This window comes from Bacteroides sp. RCH18, from assembly GCF_058231005.1.
In genome coordinates, this window is record NZ_JBIPTC010000001.1 from 710,579 (window position 1) to 729,116 (window position 18,538).

General features: G+C 42.3%; 15 protein-coding genes. 1 reads left to right on the forward strand and 14 read right to left on the reverse strand.

From position 1 onward, the window contains the following. Window positions 1-287: 287 nt before the first annotated feature. From ACHLI0_RS02710 to ACHLI0_RS02755, 10 genes are all read right to left on the reverse strand, one after another. Window positions 288-1,223 (reverse strand): N-acetylmuramoyl-L-alanine amidase, encoded by a 936-nt coding sequence (locus ACHLI0_RS02710; RefSeq protein WP_490748385.1) that lies wholly within the window; start codon window positions 1,221-1,223, stop codon window positions 288-290. Window positions 1,224-1,246: 23 nt separating this feature from the next. Next, window positions 1,247-1,597, reverse strand: a complete 351-nt coding sequence (locus ACHLI0_RS02715) for a hypothetical protein (protein ID WP_490748386.1) — start codon at window positions 1,595-1,597, stop codon at window positions 1,247-1,249. A 124-nt stretch (window positions 1,598-1,721) separates the two neighbouring features. Beyond that, window positions 1,722-2,246, reverse strand: coding sequence for an HU family DNA-binding protein (locus ACHLI0_RS02720; protein ID WP_234117999.1), 525 nt, complete (start codon window positions 2,244-2,246; stop codon window positions 1,722-1,724). A 354-nt stretch (window positions 2,247-2,600) separates the two neighbouring features. Continuing rightward, window positions 2,601-4,034 (reverse strand): fimbrillin family protein, encoded by a 1,434-nt coding sequence (locus ACHLI0_RS02725; protein WP_490748387.1) that lies wholly within the window; start codon window positions 4,032-4,034, stop codon window positions 2,601-2,603. A 91-nt stretch (window positions 4,035-4,125) separates the two neighbouring features. Then, a complete protein-coding gene (locus ACHLI0_RS02730) occupies window positions 4,126-5,748 on the reverse strand; it encodes a fimbrillin family protein (RefSeq protein ID WP_490748388.1) in 1,623 nt (540 codons plus the stop codon). A 78-nt stretch (window positions 5,749-5,826) separates the two neighbouring features. Beyond that, a complete protein-coding gene (locus ACHLI0_RS02735) occupies window positions 5,827-7,107 on the reverse strand; it encodes a fimbrillin family protein (protein WP_490748389.1) in 1,281 nt (426 codons plus the stop codon). Window positions 7,108-7,170: 63 nt separating this feature from the next. Continuing rightward, the gene (locus ACHLI0_RS02740; RefSeq protein WP_490748390.1) at window positions 7,171-8,253 is read right to left on the reverse strand and encodes a DUF5119 domain-containing protein; all 1,083 of its coding nucleotides are present in this window, start codon (window positions 8,251-8,253) and stop codon (window positions 7,171-7,173) included. Beyond that, complete coding sequence (locus tag ACHLI0_RS02745; RefSeq protein WP_490748391.1) at window positions 8,250-9,341, reverse strand: DUF3575 domain-containing protein; 1,092 nt, start codon at window positions 9,339-9,341, stop codon at window positions 8,250-8,252. Before ACHLI0_RS02745 ends, ACHLI0_RS02740 begins: the two co-directional genes overlap by 4 nt. A 174-nt stretch (window positions 9,342-9,515) precedes the next feature. Continuing rightward, the gene (locus tag ACHLI0_RS02750; protein WP_490748392.1) at window positions 9,516-9,890 is read right to left on the reverse strand and encodes a hypothetical protein; all 375 of its coding nucleotides are present in this window, start codon (window positions 9,888-9,890) and stop codon (window positions 9,516-9,518) included. A 394-nt stretch (window positions 9,891-10,284) separates the two neighbouring features. After that, window positions 10,285-11,304: a tyrosine-type recombinase/integrase gene (locus ACHLI0_RS02755; RefSeq protein WP_490748393.1), complete on the reverse strand. Its 1,020-nt coding sequence runs from the start codon at window positions 11,302-11,304 to the stop codon at window positions 10,285-10,287. Between the two features lie 584 nt (window positions 11,305-11,888). Between ACHLI0_RS02755 and ACHLI0_RS02760 the strand changes: the two genes are divergently transcribed. Next, window positions 11,889-12,401 carry a hypothetical protein gene (locus ACHLI0_RS02760; RefSeq protein ID WP_490748394.1) on the forward strand — a complete coding sequence of 171 codons (513 nt, stop codon included), beginning with the start codon at window positions 11,889-11,891 and terminating at the stop codon, window positions 12,399-12,401. A gap of 130 nt (window positions 12,402-12,531) precedes the next feature. On the opposite strand, the gene ACHLI0_RS02765 is transcribed toward ACHLI0_RS02760, so the two are convergent. From ACHLI0_RS02765 to ACHLI0_RS02780, 4 genes are all read right to left on the reverse strand, one after another. Then, window positions 12,532-13,104: a GNAT family N-acetyltransferase gene (locus tag ACHLI0_RS02765; RefSeq protein ID WP_490748395.1), complete on the reverse strand. Its 573-nt coding sequence runs from the start codon at window positions 13,102-13,104 to the stop codon at window positions 12,532-12,534. A 46-nt stretch (window positions 13,105-13,150) separates the two neighbouring features. Next, on the reverse strand, window positions 13,151-15,199 hold the full coding sequence (gene lacZ4 / locus ACHLI0_RS02770; protein WP_490748396.1) for a beta-glucuronidase LacZ4: 2,049 nt from the start codon (window positions 15,197-15,199) through the stop codon (window positions 13,151-13,153). Window position 15,200: 1 nt separating this feature from the next. Further along, window positions 15,201-16,649 carry a sulfatase gene (locus tag ACHLI0_RS02775; RefSeq protein ID WP_490748397.1) on the reverse strand — a complete coding sequence of 483 codons (1,449 nt, stop codon included), beginning with the start codon at window positions 16,647-16,649 and terminating at the stop codon, window positions 15,201-15,203. 73 nt (window positions 16,650-16,722) lie between these two features. Continuing rightward, entirely contained in the window at window positions 16,723-18,528 is a 1,806-nt protein-coding gene (locus ACHLI0_RS02780; RefSeq protein ID WP_490748398.1) for a RagB/SusD family nutrient uptake outer membrane protein, read from the reverse strand. Window positions 18,529-18,538: the final 10 nt, after the last annotated feature.

The following is an 18,538-nucleotide window of genomic DNA, read 5'->3' on the forward strand; positions in this document are numbered from 1 at the left end:
TAACTGAAATATAGGTAACGACTAAACCGGATATATTCATCGAAGATAAGAAACGTCCTATGATAAAAAATCATGGGACATTTTGATATGTTTTCGATTTTTATTGTTACTTTTGCATCAAGACGAGTGACATTGACAGCAACTCACAGCAAAGCGCAGAAATAAATACGGTTGCCAATTCGTTACCTCTATTTTAACCTTTCTCTTAAACCTCTTATAAATAAAGAGGTTATAAAAGACTTCCAGAATTACACAAAAAAGATGGAAGTTGAAATTCACAGGTCGGTTTATACTTTAAATCTTCTCATCCATCTACATCCACCATAAATCAGAGCTATTCCCCCCAATATAAATATCCCTCTTTTCCACCTATTGACACGTTTCACAGAAACAGTTTTCTTCACCTCTTCACTCGTTCTGAACTCTACCCCGGACTCCAAAGACAGAGAATCTTCTTCCGCTGACATACTGCCGGCAACCACCTGCTGCAGCTTCCCTGTCCTTCGGTCAAGAGAATTCTTCATGATCTTCACAGAAACCGACGAAGTCGTATCCACAGGATATATGAAAACGATCTGTTCCCAATGCTCTTCCACTACTTCCGAATCACTTCTCGAAATGAAAGCCTGCTGAAGCAAACTGTTCCTGCGCCCGACCGTAGAACTCGAATCAATTTTAACCTCCCGACTCTTACAGACAATCTCCTTCTTACCTCTGCACCCCAAGCACAAAAAAGGAATCATTAAAGCCACCAACCATACAAACAAGGCTTCCCTCCCACTTCTCAGAAACTCCTTCACATCAAAACAAGGACAAACCTTTACGTATTCATTAGCCTCAATTACCCCATCTCCATTCAAATCCGGCGAAGTGTCCCGATGTCCCCAAACCTGAAGGATACCATACTCCTTCTGCAAATCCATGATCAATTGATAAAGTACCCTTTTCTGAGCATTCGTCCGAGTATCCGCAGGATGCCCGTTTACATCCAGCCCACCAATATAGCATATCCCGATGCTACGCTCATTCCAGCCTTTGCAATGAGCCCCCACCAAAGAAATATCCCGTCCTCTCTCCAATCTTCCGTCCAGACAGACAACATAGTGATATCCTATACCATTAAATCCACGTTCACGATGCCAACGATCAATATCTGCTGCTGTAAAATCCTGCCCGACTTTTGTAGCCGAACAATGTATGATAATAGAATCTATTTTTCTCATGATATTCATATATTAGTCATTATTTAATAATCCGAAGGTGGCATTCTTTGGGTGCATCCTCTGATCTCACACTTTTTCACTTCAGATTCCTTTTGAATCAGCTCCACTTCATGACACTTATGTATCCAGTTTATTTTCTCCTCCTGTTCCTTACGCAGTTCGATATAGAGGCCATCTATTTTTTCATCCCGCTGAGTCAGGCGATCTTCCAGCCAGTCCACCTTCTTACGTCGGTTTTCTTCTTCCAGATTACAGACCGAAGCTTCCTCTTTTCTGGCATCCGTCTTGCGACAGGAGATGTATCGTACTATCCATTTCACTGCTTCCAGGCCGCCCATAGCAGTAATAAAAGCAAAGATTGTTGTTATTTGCATACTCTTATTTATTTGTAGATAAGTTGAGACTTTAATTAGCTTTCGAAAAGCTTATAAGAAAGAATGAGGCCGAAGCCCCATCCTTATAATCACTCTGTTGTAATGAGCTACCTTACTTTTCACATTATACTGTCGGGTCCGGTGCTTCATCATCGTCACCCGATCCACCACCCGGATTCGGGTTTTCTCCATCATTCCCGTCATCCGGATTTCCTCCGATAACATCCGATTTATTAATATGATCCAAATCTTTGAATTTCAAGCCATCCGAACGAGTTGATGTTCCGGTAGACAGACGAATGTCCGAACTAGCACGGAAACAGATGCGTAACCCTTGAATATCAGCTGCGGTAAAGTCTTCCGCTTTCTTTGTCCCTTTACTTTGGGCAGACAGGAAAAAATACCCCAGTCCTTCGATATTTACCGAACGACCCGCCAGCAATTTTTTCTTTAATAAGGTACGATAATCCTTTAAAACACTAAATGTGGTTCCCTCGCTTACTCCCGAATTAAAGGAGATTTCTTTTGCAATTTCTTTCAGAGTGACACTTGTGTCGTATTGGTAAGAGATTACCGGATACACTTTCTTTCCTAATTCTTTGTTGGTAGGGTCACACAAACGAGACACTCTTCTAAATCTAATTGCCATAATTTTGGTCCTTTCTTTTTAAGATAAATACTAATGATTATTACTTCGCTAACGTTAACGGTGCAAAGATGCGGCATCTTCATTGGGAATGAAAGGACAAGGTAAAATCGTAAACAGGAGATACAGAAACTGTTTTTTTTAGATAAGAATGCTAGTTTAAGACGAGAAAAGGGACAAAAGAAGGGAAGCAACAAGCCTAAATATCAACCTTAAACAAGTTTCTTCCCATATAAAGAAACCAAAAAAGAAGTTTTAAATAAAATAATCTGAGTACGATAGCAGAGAATAAGTTGATTGCATCAACGACTTTTATATCGTACTCAGATTTTCATATCCATTCAACAGCTGAAAGTCTCAAAACGCCAATGTAGCAATAGGAGAATACCATCCTGCCCCTTTCCCGGCAGAGTTTGGACTACCAGTGCTAAGATTGTACCCATAGGAATGTTGTCCTGTCGATCCTGTCTCGGTACTTGTCCATGAATACCTGTTAGTAAACAACGTGTTTCTACCAAGTTTATTCAGATTCTCCGTCAACTTATCTTTTTGAGAACGTACTGCAGATAATTGTCCGTATGACGGCAAAAACCAACCGCTGCATCCTTTGGGAGAAGGGCAGTCTTTTTCAAAAACAAACAAAGCATAATAAGTTGCCGGATAATTATTATTTGCATCAGTCGATAATCCCGATGTTGCCGTAGCATCCGAATTCTTTGTTAGTGCTTTAGTCTTTATTTTCTGAGTATTATCATATCCCATAAAATCACTCGTATTCTTCGAAGTTCCCACTCCATCAGGCCGATCTGTATCCTGACTTCCCCAAGCACATGAATAAATTTTCGGGGCAGCCACAATTACATATCCATGCACATCCATTACCCCACCATTTTTATCCGTATATGTTCCGCTATCTGAGGCATGCTTGCCTGAATAAAACACAAGACCTGCACAATTCTTTTTATGTGCTTCAGTCAATGTTGCTGTATTATGGGGTAGCAACCCACCATCAGTGAAAAAATAATCGCCGACGGAGAGTATATAAGGTAATGCCGGACTCGCTGGAGTCAATAACAATTCATTGTACTTCCCAACTGCAGTAGTCAGAGTGCCTGTATATTGCAAAGTAACATCTTCCGTTGTTACATAGCTTATTGTTACATCAATCGTGCCAGGTGGAACAATAGCACGATACGTACAATCTCCCGGCTGATAAGCAGCCGTCACAGAGCCAATCTGAAATGTTGTAACTTCTTTAGGAGGCGCATAAAAATCATAACCGTCAGATGTCTGATAATGTTGTCCACGTGGATGAATTATGACTAAAGACATTTGGCGAATAAAATCTATTTTCAATTTAGGATTCTCACTGTTTAACGAAGATGACTGAACTTCACAAGTCATCAAATCAGCAGCAGTATAACCAGAATATTCATCTTGTTCCAGATTCATGGAAGCAATGAAGGTAGACTTTATATCCGCTATACTCATCTTCCCATTCATAGTCATCGGTTGATAAGGATAATAAGCCAGATAAGTTACTCCCGGATAGTAAAATAAACCAGACACACTGGGGTCAGGTTCCCAACTTCCGTTATTATAGGTATAACAAACATTATCCATTCCATCGACTATGGAGCCTCCGGCAACCATAGTGATACCTATCTTATCTCCATTAGTAAAAGTCGTAGTATAACCCACTTCCGATGTACGTGTATTCACTAGCTCATGTTCCGATACAAAATTCGAAGCATGAACTTCAACACAAAACGGAACAGTCGATTCTCGCATTATTATTTCTATTTCATGGCTACAACTGCAAAATAACGGAATCAACCCACTTATTATAAAGTATAGCAACTTTCTTTTCATAATCATATCATTAAAAAACTAAAACAGCACGTGTCTGAGCGCACTGCCATTTATTCTTTGTACCAATTCCTCCTGTATTCCAATCAGTAATACAAAATGCAGTTGCCGCAGTAGCTTCAGTGCTACTCCAATAAAGTTTCTGCCAACCATTTCCCATAATAGATCCACACTTTTGAAAATTCTTATGTATACCTTGTTTATAATTACTTTTCAAATAAACCAATTGTCCTATTGATGGCAAGAACCATCCACTTGTAATATCGGGAGCTCCAGCCAGACCATTTATATAAGACATCAGATTATTATATCCTGTATGTCCCTGCATCTTCTGCGTATTGAAATAACCATTAAAATCGGTTTGACTTAAATAAGTGCCAATCAGAGAACTCGGACCATTATAATATCGGTCTGTTGTTTCTGATTTGTTTATTACATAACCATGTACCTCCATCGAATTTCCGTTTTTGTCTACATACACACCGTTGTCCTCCGGATGCCGTCCTACATAAAAAACCACTCCGACAACTGTTTTACTACCATCAGGTGCCTCGCCAGTATACTCCTGCGCAACATCATTCACCATCACACGCAACCCACCATCGCTTGTTGTTCCATCACTATAATAATAATCACCTAGTTTTACGTCCGTACTTTCAAACAGACGAATATCCTGAGCATCATTCTCACTCCATTCAACATCACTAATTTCAACTATCTCCACTCCGGTTTTCTTTATAATCAGCATATAGGATCTAGCTTCCCCTGCCACCCACGCTGCATCAACAGGCAGTTTTATATCAGTCACCGTTTTTTCTTCAACAGGAGGATCGCCACTTTCAACATTACCATACATATTGTAGGATATTGATACAGTTATATCCGATGCTTCCGGCAACAGATAGTAAGTTGCCAAACGAACCTTTTCATCTTTTTGTGTATTCCCAGGAATAGTAGCAAGACTTCCTGTTTGTTCTTTATATTCTATGTCAGACGATAATCCCCAACTACATCCTGTGGAACTGAAATTAAGTGTTCCTTTTTTCCTAATGCCATCCAATCTTAATTTTGTGATCTTCTTCTCTCCCGGTGAAACATCACCATTTTTAGCGTAAAAACTGACTTTAGTAAGTTGATGTTCCATTTTAAACTGGAGTGTACCGTTTGATTTAGTCTGATTCATTAGTGGAGTTGCTACTAAAAAGTCAGTCTCACAACTCATATTTTCATAATTTAATATAGGACAACCCTTTTTTGCCTTATCTGAAATTGTAACCTCAGGAATATTATGCGGTGCATACGCAAAGAAACTAATTTTATCGCTTTCATTATTCGGCCAATACTTCTCCGGCGAATAAGTCCATGTACTACCGTTTTTCTCCAATTTCTGATTGTACATAAAATTAGGGATAGCCGTACTAGCATTAAAATCCCCCTGAGTGAAATAGGCAAATACCCCCGCAGAGGTAAGGTTGTCCGTAGTCAGTTCCGTGGCTGCACGTGTCGGTGTGTTCACAGAAGTAGAAAACGAAAGTGGGACGGGAACAACCTCCGTTTCTTCGTTTGCTGTACAACCAGCCATAACTAGTGCGGCATTCGTCAAAGCAATAGTGGTTAAAAGCTTCATTCCTTTCATGTCTTTGTTTGTAGTTTTCTTCTTATTTTTTAGTGACCGGGAAGGGAACATTCAACCCCGCCCGGCCTGTGCTGATAATTATTCGATTGTAGCTTCGTCTTTCAAATCCGACCAAGGCGTTACCTCCGCCTTGTCAATCTTAATCTCGTGCAGATTGATTTTAAGCGTATACAAATATGACTTGTTTCGTTGCAAATGTCCGGCAGGAAGGTCAATAAACGCTTCCGCATGACTGGCAACGTATTGCCCTGCAGTAGTCTGGTCCTTGGTCACAATATCATAATGGAAACCGATTTTGATATCTCCTTTCTTACAACCATTATTCAAGCTTACGTCCGCATTATCATCGCCCACAGGAATGAGATACAGGTATTGCTTGTCAGGAAACAAGGCAACAGCCTTGTCGGTTCCCTGAGAATCTTTAGTGATTCTTATCCCCTTGGTGGCTCCGGCATGTCCGGCGGCAGGATTCGATTCTACAATACCCGGTTCCTCCAAATTCAGCATCTTGTTAAGGCTAAAGTCGGCCGTAGCAATAGTGGCATCCGTCGAACCGTAGTTCCAATGCAACTGTGACCATTTAGCTTTTGTATAGAATTTAGAATTGGTATTGACAGGCGATGCAGTGTCTATCATTGACAGATTGCTGCCTGCAGCAGAATGATCTGTCCCCACAATCCACATGCGAGTGATATAGACGAAACTGTTCGTCCCATCCATACCTGTGAAATCACCGTCACCCAGTTGTGCCTTGAACGAAATGCGGGAAAGTGTATGTTCAAATGTAAAGCTGACTTTTCCTCCCGTTACAGGACTGTATGACTGGTCTTGTGCATTAGCTACCACAAGGTCTACCATTTTATCAAGTTTATCTTCCGGCTTGAGAGTAAAGTTAATATAAGGAATACCTTTCTCGTTTGCAGCAGAGAGAATAACTCCCGATTTCGTTCCGTTCTGCCAATCGTTTTCATAAGGGGCGTATGCGAAAAAGGATATCTTGTCACCCGGACGATTGGGCCAGTATTTCACCGGGCTATAAGTCCAAACACTATTTGTTTTGTCATACTCCACCATCTGATTGTGCATATAGCTGGGGGTAACTTCGTTCTTTGCCGTCTCAAAGTTGTCCTGTCCGGTAAAATATGCCATGATGCCAAAGCCACCATATTTGTTAGCATCAGTAGGAGCATCTTTCATACTTTCTGTGGTCATGTCAACACCACGGACAGATGCTCCGGTGTACACACCAAAACCGACCTGTGGGTAAGCGTCTGGACTCACTTCAGTCACTTCATTTTGCGAACAGGCTGATAACAGCAGGACCGCAAGCAATGTCATCATTACATTAATCGTTTTCATTGTCTCATTTTTTTTGTGATTATACATTATTTACTAATTGTTTTTAATCTGTTGTTTCCATTATTACTGGATAGGAATGTCCGTACCGACTTCATCACCCCAACCATCCACATCTACATCAAAACCCGATCCGGAACCACCTTCGGGCTTCACGTCAGGTATCTTTTCAGTCGTGACTTCCACCTGAAGAAAAATTTCTCCTCCGCCATTATCTTTTTCTTCCACCTCTACCTGATCGTAATCGTCCGTATATCGGGTTTTACCATCTACCAACAAAGCATCAAGGTATAAATGATGGTTGCCGGAAGCTCGAAATCCAAACACCTCGAACGTACCTGTGAGTGTACCGTTGAAAGGGGATCCGGGAGTAAATCCGGAAGTCGAAGGGGTGAATTCCTGTATCACGGTATGTGGGGATACCTCACCCGTAGCGAGAAATACGGATTCCGCCACACCTTCCAGACGGCAAGTTGCCGAACGGATATTGTTCAGTCCTTCTACATGAAGTACAGCGACCACTTCACGAGTCAATTTCTTCGGGCACAGACGAACGGTAAAAGTCTCTTTATCCAGTGTATCTTCTGCAGTACGGGAAGGTATTGCCCGACCATAAGTTATCTGGCTATAGTTACCCAGCATATCCTCCGTCACGGTGAAACCTTCTAGTGTTCCCACAGCCAGTTCATCGGGAGAGGATACAATGATACGAGTTTCTGTTCGGAAGGCATCGTCCTTACGCGTTTCCACTTTACGGGCATAAGCTTCCAATGTTCGGTAGGCATTCGTGCCTCGAAAAGATATATTACCGAAATCATTAAAAGAACGGTTAAAAATAACCGCATCGTAGACACCCATCGGTAAACGAACCACTTCACCCGAACGATCTCCCATCCTAAATATTTTCGGCTCGCCACCACCACGGGGATAGAATATAGCGGTAGCGCCATATTGTTGTTCGTCTTCGTTCAGGCCAGAATCGTTCCAGTCCGCCATCACGGTTATTTCAGACACTTCGTAATAGGTCAGTTCGCGACGCTCGCAAGAACATAGCGCCAACAATAAGAGGAAAAACAGCATATGCCACCCGTATACACCATACAAAACACCTTTATTTCTTAACTTTCCATTTTCAATAGTTCGAATCATCTTGCGCCTCCTTTCTTCACCTTATGGTTCAGCAGCCATACGAACGAAATTTTAGCTTTTGTAGGTCCGAACCAAGTATATCTGCCATTCTCCTGCCAAAGTAATGTCTGATAATTGTCACGCGCATGGTAATGACGGTAATCGGTACGAAGCAGACCGATACCAATGTTAAACTCCAGTCGTAAGTTGTTGGCAATGCGGGTCGCCCAGCCATAGCTGATGCCTGCGGCAATAAAAAATTCACCCTGATAGCCGTTATCGTCCCATTGGAGATCATACTTACCACCCCCGGCATAAAGACCGAAAAAATGACCGGTCAGCACTTCTGACTGTTGACGTTTTTTACGGCTACTTAGCCAATAGCGCCCTTCCAACCCTCCCATAAGTATCTGCATACAATATCTGTCGCTGTCAAATACCCACCAAGGAAACATATACTCCGCGTTGATGGACCAGCAGTTGCCTATCGGAACTTCTATCTCTATATTCGGCATCATTGCAGCATCGAAAAGTAAATTGGTTTTCAGAGCGAATAGCTGACGCTTTGTTATAAAAGACTCCTTTACTACCGATACAGGATTTAACATAACTTGCGGTTTGTCCACTATTGCCGTACATGGATTGACAGGTCCTGGCAATGTAGACAAACTATCTGCACGTAACCATACGACACAGACGGCAGCATTACGCAGGTATTGCGACAACCATCCTTGAATATAACGATAAGGAACGCCTTTGTGAAGATTACGCAGCAAAACCTTGCAACGGTCATTATCAGGAGTATTGTCAATGATTCGCAGCACTTCTTCACGGGCAGGCAGTTGCTTGTCTGCCACTATCAGACGACGAAGTTTATTCCAGTTCTCGCCTTGGGGGCAAGAGTGAATACAGTCTTCGTTCAAGTATGGATATTTTCTGAGAAGATAACCTTTCACAGCGAACGAACGACGTTCCGTCAATTGTTTGTTATACAAACATTTACCATCAGGGGAAGCGAATGAAAGAATGTTTATTGAATCGATCAATAAGGTCCTGATCGTGTCAGAAAACACTTCATCCAGATGACGGAGACTGTAAATATTATCCATATACCCACTGTCTACCACAGCCTTGTCAAAGCGAAAATAAAGGACTGTCGGCCGTTTCTCTTGAGCATTAACCCTAAGCGATACAGAAAGAAAGCAACAGATAAAGAATAATATCTTAAACAAATCTTTTTTCATATATAACTGAATAATATCGTTAGTCATTAATAATCCTCCTTATAAGTCGACCAAACGAATATCAGAAAGATAAATACGCGTTATATGATTAATCACGCCTAGTTTATTGGCAGCACGACGATAACAACTGTACATTTCTTCACGAGTGGGATGATTGCAATTCAAATGCTCCCCTATGGATTCCAAAATGTCTAAAAGAGAAATCTCGTAACTGGGACGAGTCAAACGATAAGAATCCATTAATCCTGGAATGCAACCTTCTTTGAGACTGATTAATCCGGCCCTTTCGAGCTTAAATAACAAAGTGGGTAATTCTTGCTGATAAGAAGAATACTCTTGCAAACGACAAAGAATTCCACCATTAGAAATATCGTAGAGAAGGGCGATAGCTGTTTGTGTTAAGGATGTAAGCATAAACCTGTTTTTTATTTGTTATTGTTTGCTGTAAAGTTGATATTCATTCATAGCTAAAATCCATTACTTACCAAGTAATGGTAACTATGCTATCAGAACTATGGGAAAAGGAGTTTTCCAAGTGACTGTCGATTAAAAAAAGACACTTTACTTATACATTAGGTAAATAAAAGTACAATCCGTTTTTGAAGAGTCAAAGATGGATGGCAGGCTTTATGCACTTTTCTAGTGGTAGCGGTGGGCAATATTGTGTTTTCTGGGTTTGTGTCTCTGTTTATGAAGATTTTTTAGCGCCTTGACATAAAAATTAGCGTTTTATTTGGTTTAATGGAAAAATATATTCAACTTTACCGCCGGAAATACTCCATTACTTGGTAAGTAATTTACCACATAATCAACTATCATACAGCAAATTAAATTCACTACTATTTTCCTGTTTACATTTTATCACAGAAGTAATTAGTTTGTCATTCGCTTTATCCACCCGCTCATTTTCAAAAGGCTTTAGGTAAGTTTCCGTCACACGAACAGAAGAATGTCCTAGTGCTGCACTGATAATCCCGACAGGAGTTCCTAGATGAAAAGATAGAGTAGCCCATGTATGGCGTGCTGTGTAAGAACTCACTTTAACACCTGAAAGAAGCCGTGAGGACAACTGTACCAACTGTTTGTTGAACCGACATAAAGCACTCTGATAAGATCGGTGAAGTTCCCCGCCGTTCTGTAATTTTCCTTCTAAAATAGGAAACAGATAAATGGAATCCGAATTTTTATCTGAGAACTCTTTCAATAGCGATAAAGCAGCTTTAGGGATACGTACCGTCAGCCGTCTGCCCGTTTTATGGCGACAGTAAATGATCACATTACCCTGTACGTCCCGCTTACGCAAATGCGCCAGATCAATAAAAGGCATGCCACGGAAAAGAAACATCAAACGGAAGTAACCTAAAGCGCGACGCAGTTCAATGGAGACTCCCCTGAAATCCACAGACAACAAAGTCTGCATCTGCCTCCCGGTCAATGCACGTTTGGTTTGAGACTCTACTTTCGTATATACATTGTCAAATAGTCCCGGAATATGCCCAGGACTGCCCGGAGGAAATATGCGGTTTACTACTGCACGCAAAGTACGCATATAAGTAGAAATACTGTTCCAACTCAATGCTTTATTTAAAAGCCACTCTTGATAGGATTTCAGATTGCCCGGAGTAAAAATTTCGTTTATGGAAGCCTTCACTGCCTCACCACCTAAAAACTCCGTAAAAGAGTGAAGCGTACAAGTGTAAGTATGTACAGCAGCATATTTGCCAGCACCCTCTAACTCTCTGATGAAAAACGACATACACTCAGAAAAATAGTGCATCTTTTTTCCTTCTTTCACAAATTCATCTTTCGTTAATTCTTTTTTATCCATAATTTCATGATTTTAATCCATACGTTATGCACGTGCTTTCTCAAACAGGCATAGCTAGGGATTGTTTGTGAATACAAAATAAAGGTTGTGAGCAAGTTATAAAAGGATAGACAAGCAATAGATGACACAACAGAAAGACACCGCTGTAATAAATTTCGTTAAAAATGCCATATGCCAATTATGTACTATTTATTAACACCATTTCATACGCATGTGCGCGCAAATTAAACAAGTAGAGGAATAAATCATACATCTTTACATTATATTATCAAACAACAATTCATCCATTTTGAAAAATACGAATATTCACTCTAGCTTTGCACTTCGGTTTTAACCAATACCTCCGTTTCTCACCGAGAAATACCCTCTTGGTTTTAAAGAAACGGGGCGTTGGTTTTAAAGGAACGGCCCTTTGGTTTTAAACCAAAAAGAGACATTTGTAACTATTTGATTTTCAATTTCTTATAAAAGCAGAATTCCGTCCCCGCAACCTATGGGATTTTTCTCAACAAACAAAACGGAATTCATGGCCCGAAGCGGTCTGATGCATATAATATTTATTTACAATCAAGAATTAAAATCCCATGGTTACAGTTACGATTACCATCAAGCCGTATCTGGCGAGGTATATGTACGTACGCTACGCACAAAGTCTAGAACCCGAATCCGAAAGTCGCTCCTCGCCTTCTTCGTCAGCCTCTCTCCGAAAACCGGTTCCTATCCATCTCTCACACATCACTCCCATCTATCATTTTCTCTATCAGTTATCCGTCCCACATCCATCCAAAGTATCCTGGAAAGAAACAGGAAATATCACGTTTGTACTGCCCAATCCAGCCTACGGAAAGAATCCGGAAGTATATAATTATATCGGGCAGGAAAGCGCATTAATCTTAGAAAAGGAAATCGAAGTGGAAATGAGGTCGGAACTCTATGAATTTCTGCTGGAGAATAAATTCAAAAACGGAATCATGTTCAAACGCTCGATGGAACTTTTTGTGGAACATTATAATATGGTAGGTACAGTGGAAGAAGATAGCCTGATGAGGGCTTTTAAGAGATGGAGAAAGTCGATGAAAGATAATAGAAAATACTAATACATCTAAAAAAGGGGCTGTCCGATTTTGGACAGCCCCACACAAAAATAAGTCTTATATTTAGGTGCACTAATAAAGCTACCTAAATCTTTATATATTTCCTCTATTTTAACAAACTACTATCAGAGAACTATCTGTCCGATTCATCATCTCTCCAATGTTCAGGTTTGTTCAACTCATCCGAACACCTGATCTTTCCTTTATCCACATCAAATCCTTTCGGACTGATTGCCTGAACCATCCAATAATCCGAGAACTGTTCCAGTATCGGGTAAGGAGCAGGATAACCCAGCCTGGCTGCATCCGGTATAAAACCATATTTCAGATAATATTCTTTATGCCCCAATACAAACACAAGGCACGAACCTTTTTCCTGCAACCTCTCTATGCCTGCCCGTATCAGCATTCCGCCTATACCCTGCCGTTGATATTCCGGTTTGACAGCTAAAGGTGCAAGAATGTGCATCATCTGTTGTGCTCCCTGACCATCAAAATAGGCTCTGGTGAAGAGAATGTGTCCGACAGCCTCACCTTTGTAGAAAGCGAGCAACGAAACCATTGGTTCTGCAGTTTTGTCAGCCAACAGGTCGGCTACCAACTGTGCTTCTTTATCATAGCCAAACGCTTGTTTTTCAACAGTCATTATACTATCGAAATCATCTGTATTGGTCTCTCTGATTTGTATATCAATTGAATTTATCATTTCTTTACACATAGTCCGTAAAGGTAATGCTTTCCATTGTATTATGCTATAGTTTGCAGCGGAAACTATCCGTCAATTTTATTTTTTTATTGATAGAAACTACTTTTATTTCATTCTCTCCCGGCTGCAACTCCACATTCTTCCATTCCAAAGTAGCATACTGATCCGGCATTGCCTTACCATAGCTTTTTCCATTGACAAACAGTTCCGCCCCAGGCTGATTAGTGAATGCAGTAATCGTTTGCAGGCGTCGGGAACGTACGGTGTTACGTTTTCCGGCCAAATAAAGCACAGGTTCTTCCTTGTTCCAGTTAGCTTTATAGAAATAGAACGCGTCCTTACGTACTTTCCGGTCAAAGGTAACCAGCCCCTTATCATTAATTCCCGGACGATCGCCTTCCATACGGTGAGCCGCACCGAAATCAAACATATTCCATACAAAGCTACCCCATATATAAGGACGGGCAGAAATCGCTTTCCAGTTCTCTATATGATAATAGGTCTGCCAATTCTCCGGATGCCACCAACTGTTTGGCACGGATTTTACCAACGAATCCTGCTGATGATAAATGCTGGCACCGGCACCATACTCACTGATGGCAATACGAATTTCCGGATGATCTCTATGCATACCGTCCAGCCAGCGTCCTAAATCGGCCGGGGTGCCTCCATACCATCCGTCGTACCGATTCCATGCAATGGCATCTGTTATAAAATTCAAGTCACCCATTTGATTACTTGCCGAAGTGGTAGGGCGGGTAGTATCTTCCTGATGCGCCAGCTCATTTAATTCCTTGATATATTCCACCGGATTATCGCCGGATTCAAGCAGTTCATTGAACAGCCCCCATACACAGATGGAAGGATGATTAAAATGTTGGCGGATCAGCTCCTTCAGCTGTTCTTTCCCATTGGCACGGAAAGAAGGCAGATTAACAAATCCTTTATCATCATATCCTCCGGGACCGATAAAAGGTATTTCTGCCCAGACAATAATCCCATTCTTATCCATCAGATCATAGAAATAGGTAGCTTGCGGATAATGTGCCAGCCGAACCGCATTCACTCCCATTTCCAGCATCAGGGCTGCATCTTCTTCATGATGCTGAGGACGTAAAGCATTACCCACCTCACTCCTGTCCTGATGCCGGCAAACACCGTGAAGAGGCAGATGCTTACCATTCAAAAAGAATCCCTTATCCGGATCAATCCGATAATAACGAAGTCCTAAAGGCTGCGTCACACAATCTACCAACTGCCCTCCTCTCGACAAGGATACCTCCGCCTGATAAAGGAACGGGTCCTGACGACCATTCCACAGATGAGGATTATTTATCTCAAGTGTAAGTTCCTGCTGCAAAGCTGCATTCCCGGCAAGAGAAAGTGTCTGTTTCTGCTCCGCCACCACTTTTTGACCATCCAGCAAACGGACACCTAGTTCTACTTCCTGACCGGCGTTATTGCCATTTGCCAAATCAACGACCGCCCTTACTTTCGCATATTGATGACTGACACTATCCTGTATCAGACGAACTCCCGGAGAAGCATAATTCAAAGGAGAAATACATGCCTCATCAGTGATCAGCAGATGCACATCCCTGTAAATACCGCCATAAAAATTAAAGTCACCCACCAAAGGCATCACATCCAGTTGTTCTCCATTATTCACCCGCACTAATATAGAGTTCTCTTTTCCATAATTCACCTCTCCGGTTATTTCAAAGACAAAAGCTCCGTATCCTCCACGATGTTCGCCGATATGACGGCGATTGATAAATACATCTGCTATACTGTTCACGCCTTCGAAGCGAAGGAAAAGACGCTTGCCTTGCCATTCGGGACGAATAAACAGCTTCTTTTCATAATTACCGATTCCCCGTTTATAGTCGATCTTTCCGGACAAAGCATCCTGCGCATTCCAGGTATGGGGCAGATCTACTCTTATTTCCGACCCTTTCTGCACCTGATGCGAGAACCGGAACTTCCAGTTGTCGTTTAATAAAATATCCTGCCGCTGAGCAAAGAGCGGCATACTGCAAAACAGGAATAAAACAGCTGCCATCAAGCGGCAGCATGACATAATTGGTGTTCTCATATTATTTCTTTAATGATGATTTCTTCACTTTGATAAAAGAAGAGAGTGATTCAACTTTACTCTTATATTTTTTCTCATTGACTCTATTTTTGTTTTCTTCTTTATCTATCCGATGATCGAACAGCATACTTGCTTTCTTTACGTCCCCTTTCATCCATTCGGCATAACTAAAACGTTGGTCAACCGCATTGTCTCCCCCTTCCCACTGAATATAGACTTCATCCTTCGTCTTAGCCTTCAGGTTGCTGAATACTTTCGCAAAGCTCTGTCCATCCAACTGCTCTGCAGGTTGTGGTATCTGACATAACTCGCACAAAGTAGGATACAAATCTACAAACTCAACCATCGACCGGGTCTTTCCTTTTTTCATTCCGGGCACACGGATAATCAACGGCACATGAGTAGAACGGTCCATCAGATTATGTTTACCCACAAAAGCATGTTCGCCCAGATTCCAGCCGTGATCTCCCAACAGTACCACAATCGTATTCTCCGCCAGGCCTAACTCATCCAGAGCGTCCAGCACTTTTCCGATTTGTGCATCCACATAGCTCAGGCAAGCATAATATCCATGCTTCACTTCCCGCTGAAAATCAGCATCACTTGTATCAGTCACCCGTGCATAAGCATATATCTCACTCGAATTACGGACTTGTTCCGGCAAGTCTTCCGGTCTGAAACGGTTGGGAGCCAAAGGTATCTCTTCCCGCTTATACAAATCCCAATATTTCTTCGGGGCATTAAACGGCAAATGAGGTTTCCAAAATCCGCAAGCCAGGAAAAACGGCTTGTTCATCTCTTTCATACGCCGCAAGTCACGAATGGCACGTTCCGCCAGTTTTCCGTCATCGTATGCCGTATCCGGAACATCCGCTGACTCGCAAAACGGTCCGCGCATAGTCTTGGGATTGATCGTCTTGCCTGATTCTGAGTTCATCCAAAGTTCCCATTTATTATATTCCGCCCAATAGACATCGTATCCATCCGGATGATTCCGGTAGGGAGGTTCGCTCCACGATGCAGCATGATCGCTCATGTGGTGAAAAACTTTGCCATCCGAAACCGTATGATAACCATTCTTTGTAAACCATCCGGAAAGAGGTATCGCCTCCGGACAATCCTTGCTGGCATAAGCCGAGAAATTCACAAAACGATCGGGATAGTGAGGATATACGCCTGTCAAGAGGCTGGCACGGGAAGCGCCACTCACCGGAACATTGCAATATGCGTTCTGAAACAAGACTCCGCTCGATGCCAGACGATCCATATTCGGAGTCTTGACCGTCTCCACTCCGTAACAACCCAGTTCGGGACGCATATCGTCAGCCATCAGAAAAAGAACATTCATTCTGGAAACATCGGAGACAGTGCGCTGCGCCTGCACATCAGAGGCCATACAGCAAGCTGTCCCGCAAAAAAGGGTATATTTTACCGAAATAGCGTTCTTCATTTTATAGTTTAAATTTTCAAGACCTGCAATATACAAAATATTACAGGTCTTGCCTCTGTTTTTACTCAAAAAATTATTTAGTCCATACCGGATTCTGTTCCAGATTCGTATTCAGTGCCAATTGCTTCAGAGGCAGCGGATATAGGTAATAATGTTCCTGCCATCCGAGCGGAGCGTCAAAGAAGTAGACATATCCTTCGTCATTGTTCGGTCCGCCGGTCACTTTCAGATTTTTAGCCGAAGCTCCCGTCACATATACTCCCAACGGGCGTTTATTGACATAGTCTCCTTTCTTCCATCTGCGGAGGTCGTCCAGACGGAATCCTTCCCCCATCAGTTCCACACGTCTCTCCCTGCGTACCTCCCACAGAAGAGCAGGAACGGAAGGATCACGGGCCGTATCAAAATCATCCGTAATGTCTTCGACCGTCATTTTCGCTACATGTCCGCGTGCACGAAGTTTATTAATGGATTTATCGGCCGCCGTCTGATCAAACTTACCTAATTCGCACATGGCTTCGGCATAATTCACCATCACCTCTCCTACACGGAACAAAGGCGCATCCGTTGTATTCACTCCGTTGGCATTGGTAGCTACGGTATGCGTATTATAGTACTTCCATACCCAGAATCCCATTTGAGAAGCATTCCAGCCCTGTCCCCAGTTCTGATTCTTGAAGTGCGGCTGCCCCTGCACCGTGAATCCTTTGAAGTTGGAAGACGGCAAACGATGATAAGTCTCACCGGAGATTGTAGCAAGAAGATCTATAAACTCTCTGTCCTGCGCATCATCCGTATATTTCCAGTCAGCCGTGCTCGGACCATTTTCTTTCTTTACCATATAGGGAGGACATATCGTCAGATACAACCGGTAATCACGGTCGCGGAACTGTCCACAAATCTCCTTATCACCGCCATACCGACTGGTGGTAGTACTTACCGGATGACCATCCGTACACAGATAACTGTCTACCGCATCCTTTGTCGCCTCAATATAAGATTCACCGGTACGCACCATACGTGTCAGGCCATGCATCAACTGACCGGTTTCATAGGCTTTATACAAGATAATACCCGTCACCCCATCCAAAGATTCCGAATTGAAAAGCTCGTCATACTGTGGATGCACATTCGGATAAACCTTCAAGACTTCTTCCGACGCACGTACACATTCTTTCAAGTAAGTCTCGGCATCAGACAATCCATGATACTTCCGCCAAGTACCCTCGAACAAGGCAAAACGGGAAATAAGTGCCTGCACCACAGATATACCAATGGTGTTTTTGCCATCGTCCGCACCGATATGTGTCTCCGCATATTTCAGATTGGACAGGATATTCGAAGCCACCAGATCGCGACTATCCCGTTTGCCGTACAGTTCCGGACTGTCTTCTTTCAACGCATTCTCCACCCAGGGGATATCTCCAAAGCGGGAAAGCATCTGAAAGTATTTATATGAACGGAAGAAATAGCCGACACTGCGCCAGTGCTCCTTCTCCGTATCATTTATCTGCGAACCGTCGATATTGTCCAGCATCAGATTTACCCGGCGGATATAGTCGTAATCCCATTCCTTGGCTTCATCTGTCGCCTTCGCCTTCTGGTATGCCCACTGCCCTTCATATCCGGACAAACCTTTGATCATATTGTCCGACTCAAAATCTCCGCGGAATATTTCGTCCGTCTGCCCCGTATCATACGTATATCCGAAGAATACATTATATAATCCCCATGCATACGTTTTAAAGTTATCATAGGTAGTAAAGACTGTCGCTTCCGTCTGTTGTCCTTTCGGATAAACTTCCAGAAAAGAGTCATTCAAACAAGACGACATCAGCAAACAGAGACTAATGCCCGTACCCAGTATATATTTCTTCATAATAATTACT

What these genes read in the sequence shown, in the direction of transcription:
- ACHLI0_RS02710 (WP_490748385.1), bottom strand. Translation starts at nt 1,223, where the DNA reads ATGAGAAAAATAGATTCTATTATCATACATTGTTCGGCTACAAAAGTC.
- ACHLI0_RS02715 (WP_490748386.1), bottom strand. Translation starts at nt 1,597, where the DNA reads ATGCAAATAACAACAATCTTTGCTTTTATTACTGCTATGGGCGGCCTG.
- ACHLI0_RS02720 (WP_234117999.1), bottom strand. Translation starts at nt 2,246, where the DNA reads ATGGCAATTAGATTTAGAAGAGTGTCTCGTTTGTGTGACCCTACCAAC.
- ACHLI0_RS02725 (WP_490748387.1), bottom strand. Translation starts at nt 4,034, where the DNA reads ATGCGAGAATCGACTGTTCCGTTTTGTGTTGAAGTTCATGCTTCGAAT.
- ACHLI0_RS02730 (WP_490748388.1), bottom strand. Translation starts at nt 5,748, where the DNA reads ATGAAAGGAATGAAGCTTTTAACCACTATTGCTTTGACGAATGCCGCA.
- ACHLI0_RS02735 (WP_490748389.1), bottom strand. Translation starts at nt 7,107, where the DNA reads ATGAAAACGATTAATGTAATGATGACATTGCTTGCGGTCCTGCTGTTA.
- ACHLI0_RS02740 (WP_490748390.1), bottom strand. Translation starts at nt 8,253, where the DNA reads ATGATTCGAACTATTGAAAATGGAAAGTTAAGAAATAAAGGTGTTTTG.
- ACHLI0_RS02745 (WP_490748391.1), bottom strand. Translation starts at nt 9,341, where the DNA reads ATGGATAATATTTACAGTCTCCGTCATCTGGATGAAGTGTTTTCTGAC.
- ACHLI0_RS02750 (WP_490748392.1), bottom strand. Translation starts at nt 9,890, where the DNA reads ATGCTTACATCCTTAACACAAACAGCTATCGCCCTTCTCTACGATATT.
- ACHLI0_RS02755 (WP_490748393.1), bottom strand. Translation starts at nt 11,304, where the DNA reads ATGGATAAAAAAGAATTAACGAAAGATGAATTTGTGAAAGAAGGAAAA.
- ACHLI0_RS02760 (WP_490748394.1), top strand. Translation starts at nt 11,889, where the DNA reads ATGGTTACAGTTACGATTACCATCAAGCCGTATCTGGCGAGGTATATG.
- ACHLI0_RS02765 (WP_490748395.1), bottom strand. Translation starts at nt 13,104, where the DNA reads ATGATAAATTCAATTGATATACAAATCAGAGAGACCAATACAGATGAT.
- lacZ4 (WP_490748396.1), bottom strand. Translation starts at nt 15,199, where the DNA reads ATGAGAACACCAATTATGTCATGCTGCCGCTTGATGGCAGCTGTTTTA.
- ACHLI0_RS02775 (WP_490748397.1), bottom strand. Translation starts at nt 16,649, where the DNA reads ATGAAGAACGCTATTTCGGTAAAATATACCCTTTTTTGCGGGACAGCT.
- ACHLI0_RS02780 (WP_490748398.1), bottom strand. Translation starts at nt 18,528, where the DNA reads ATGAAGAAATATATACTGGGTACGGGCATTAGTCTCTGTTTGCTGATG.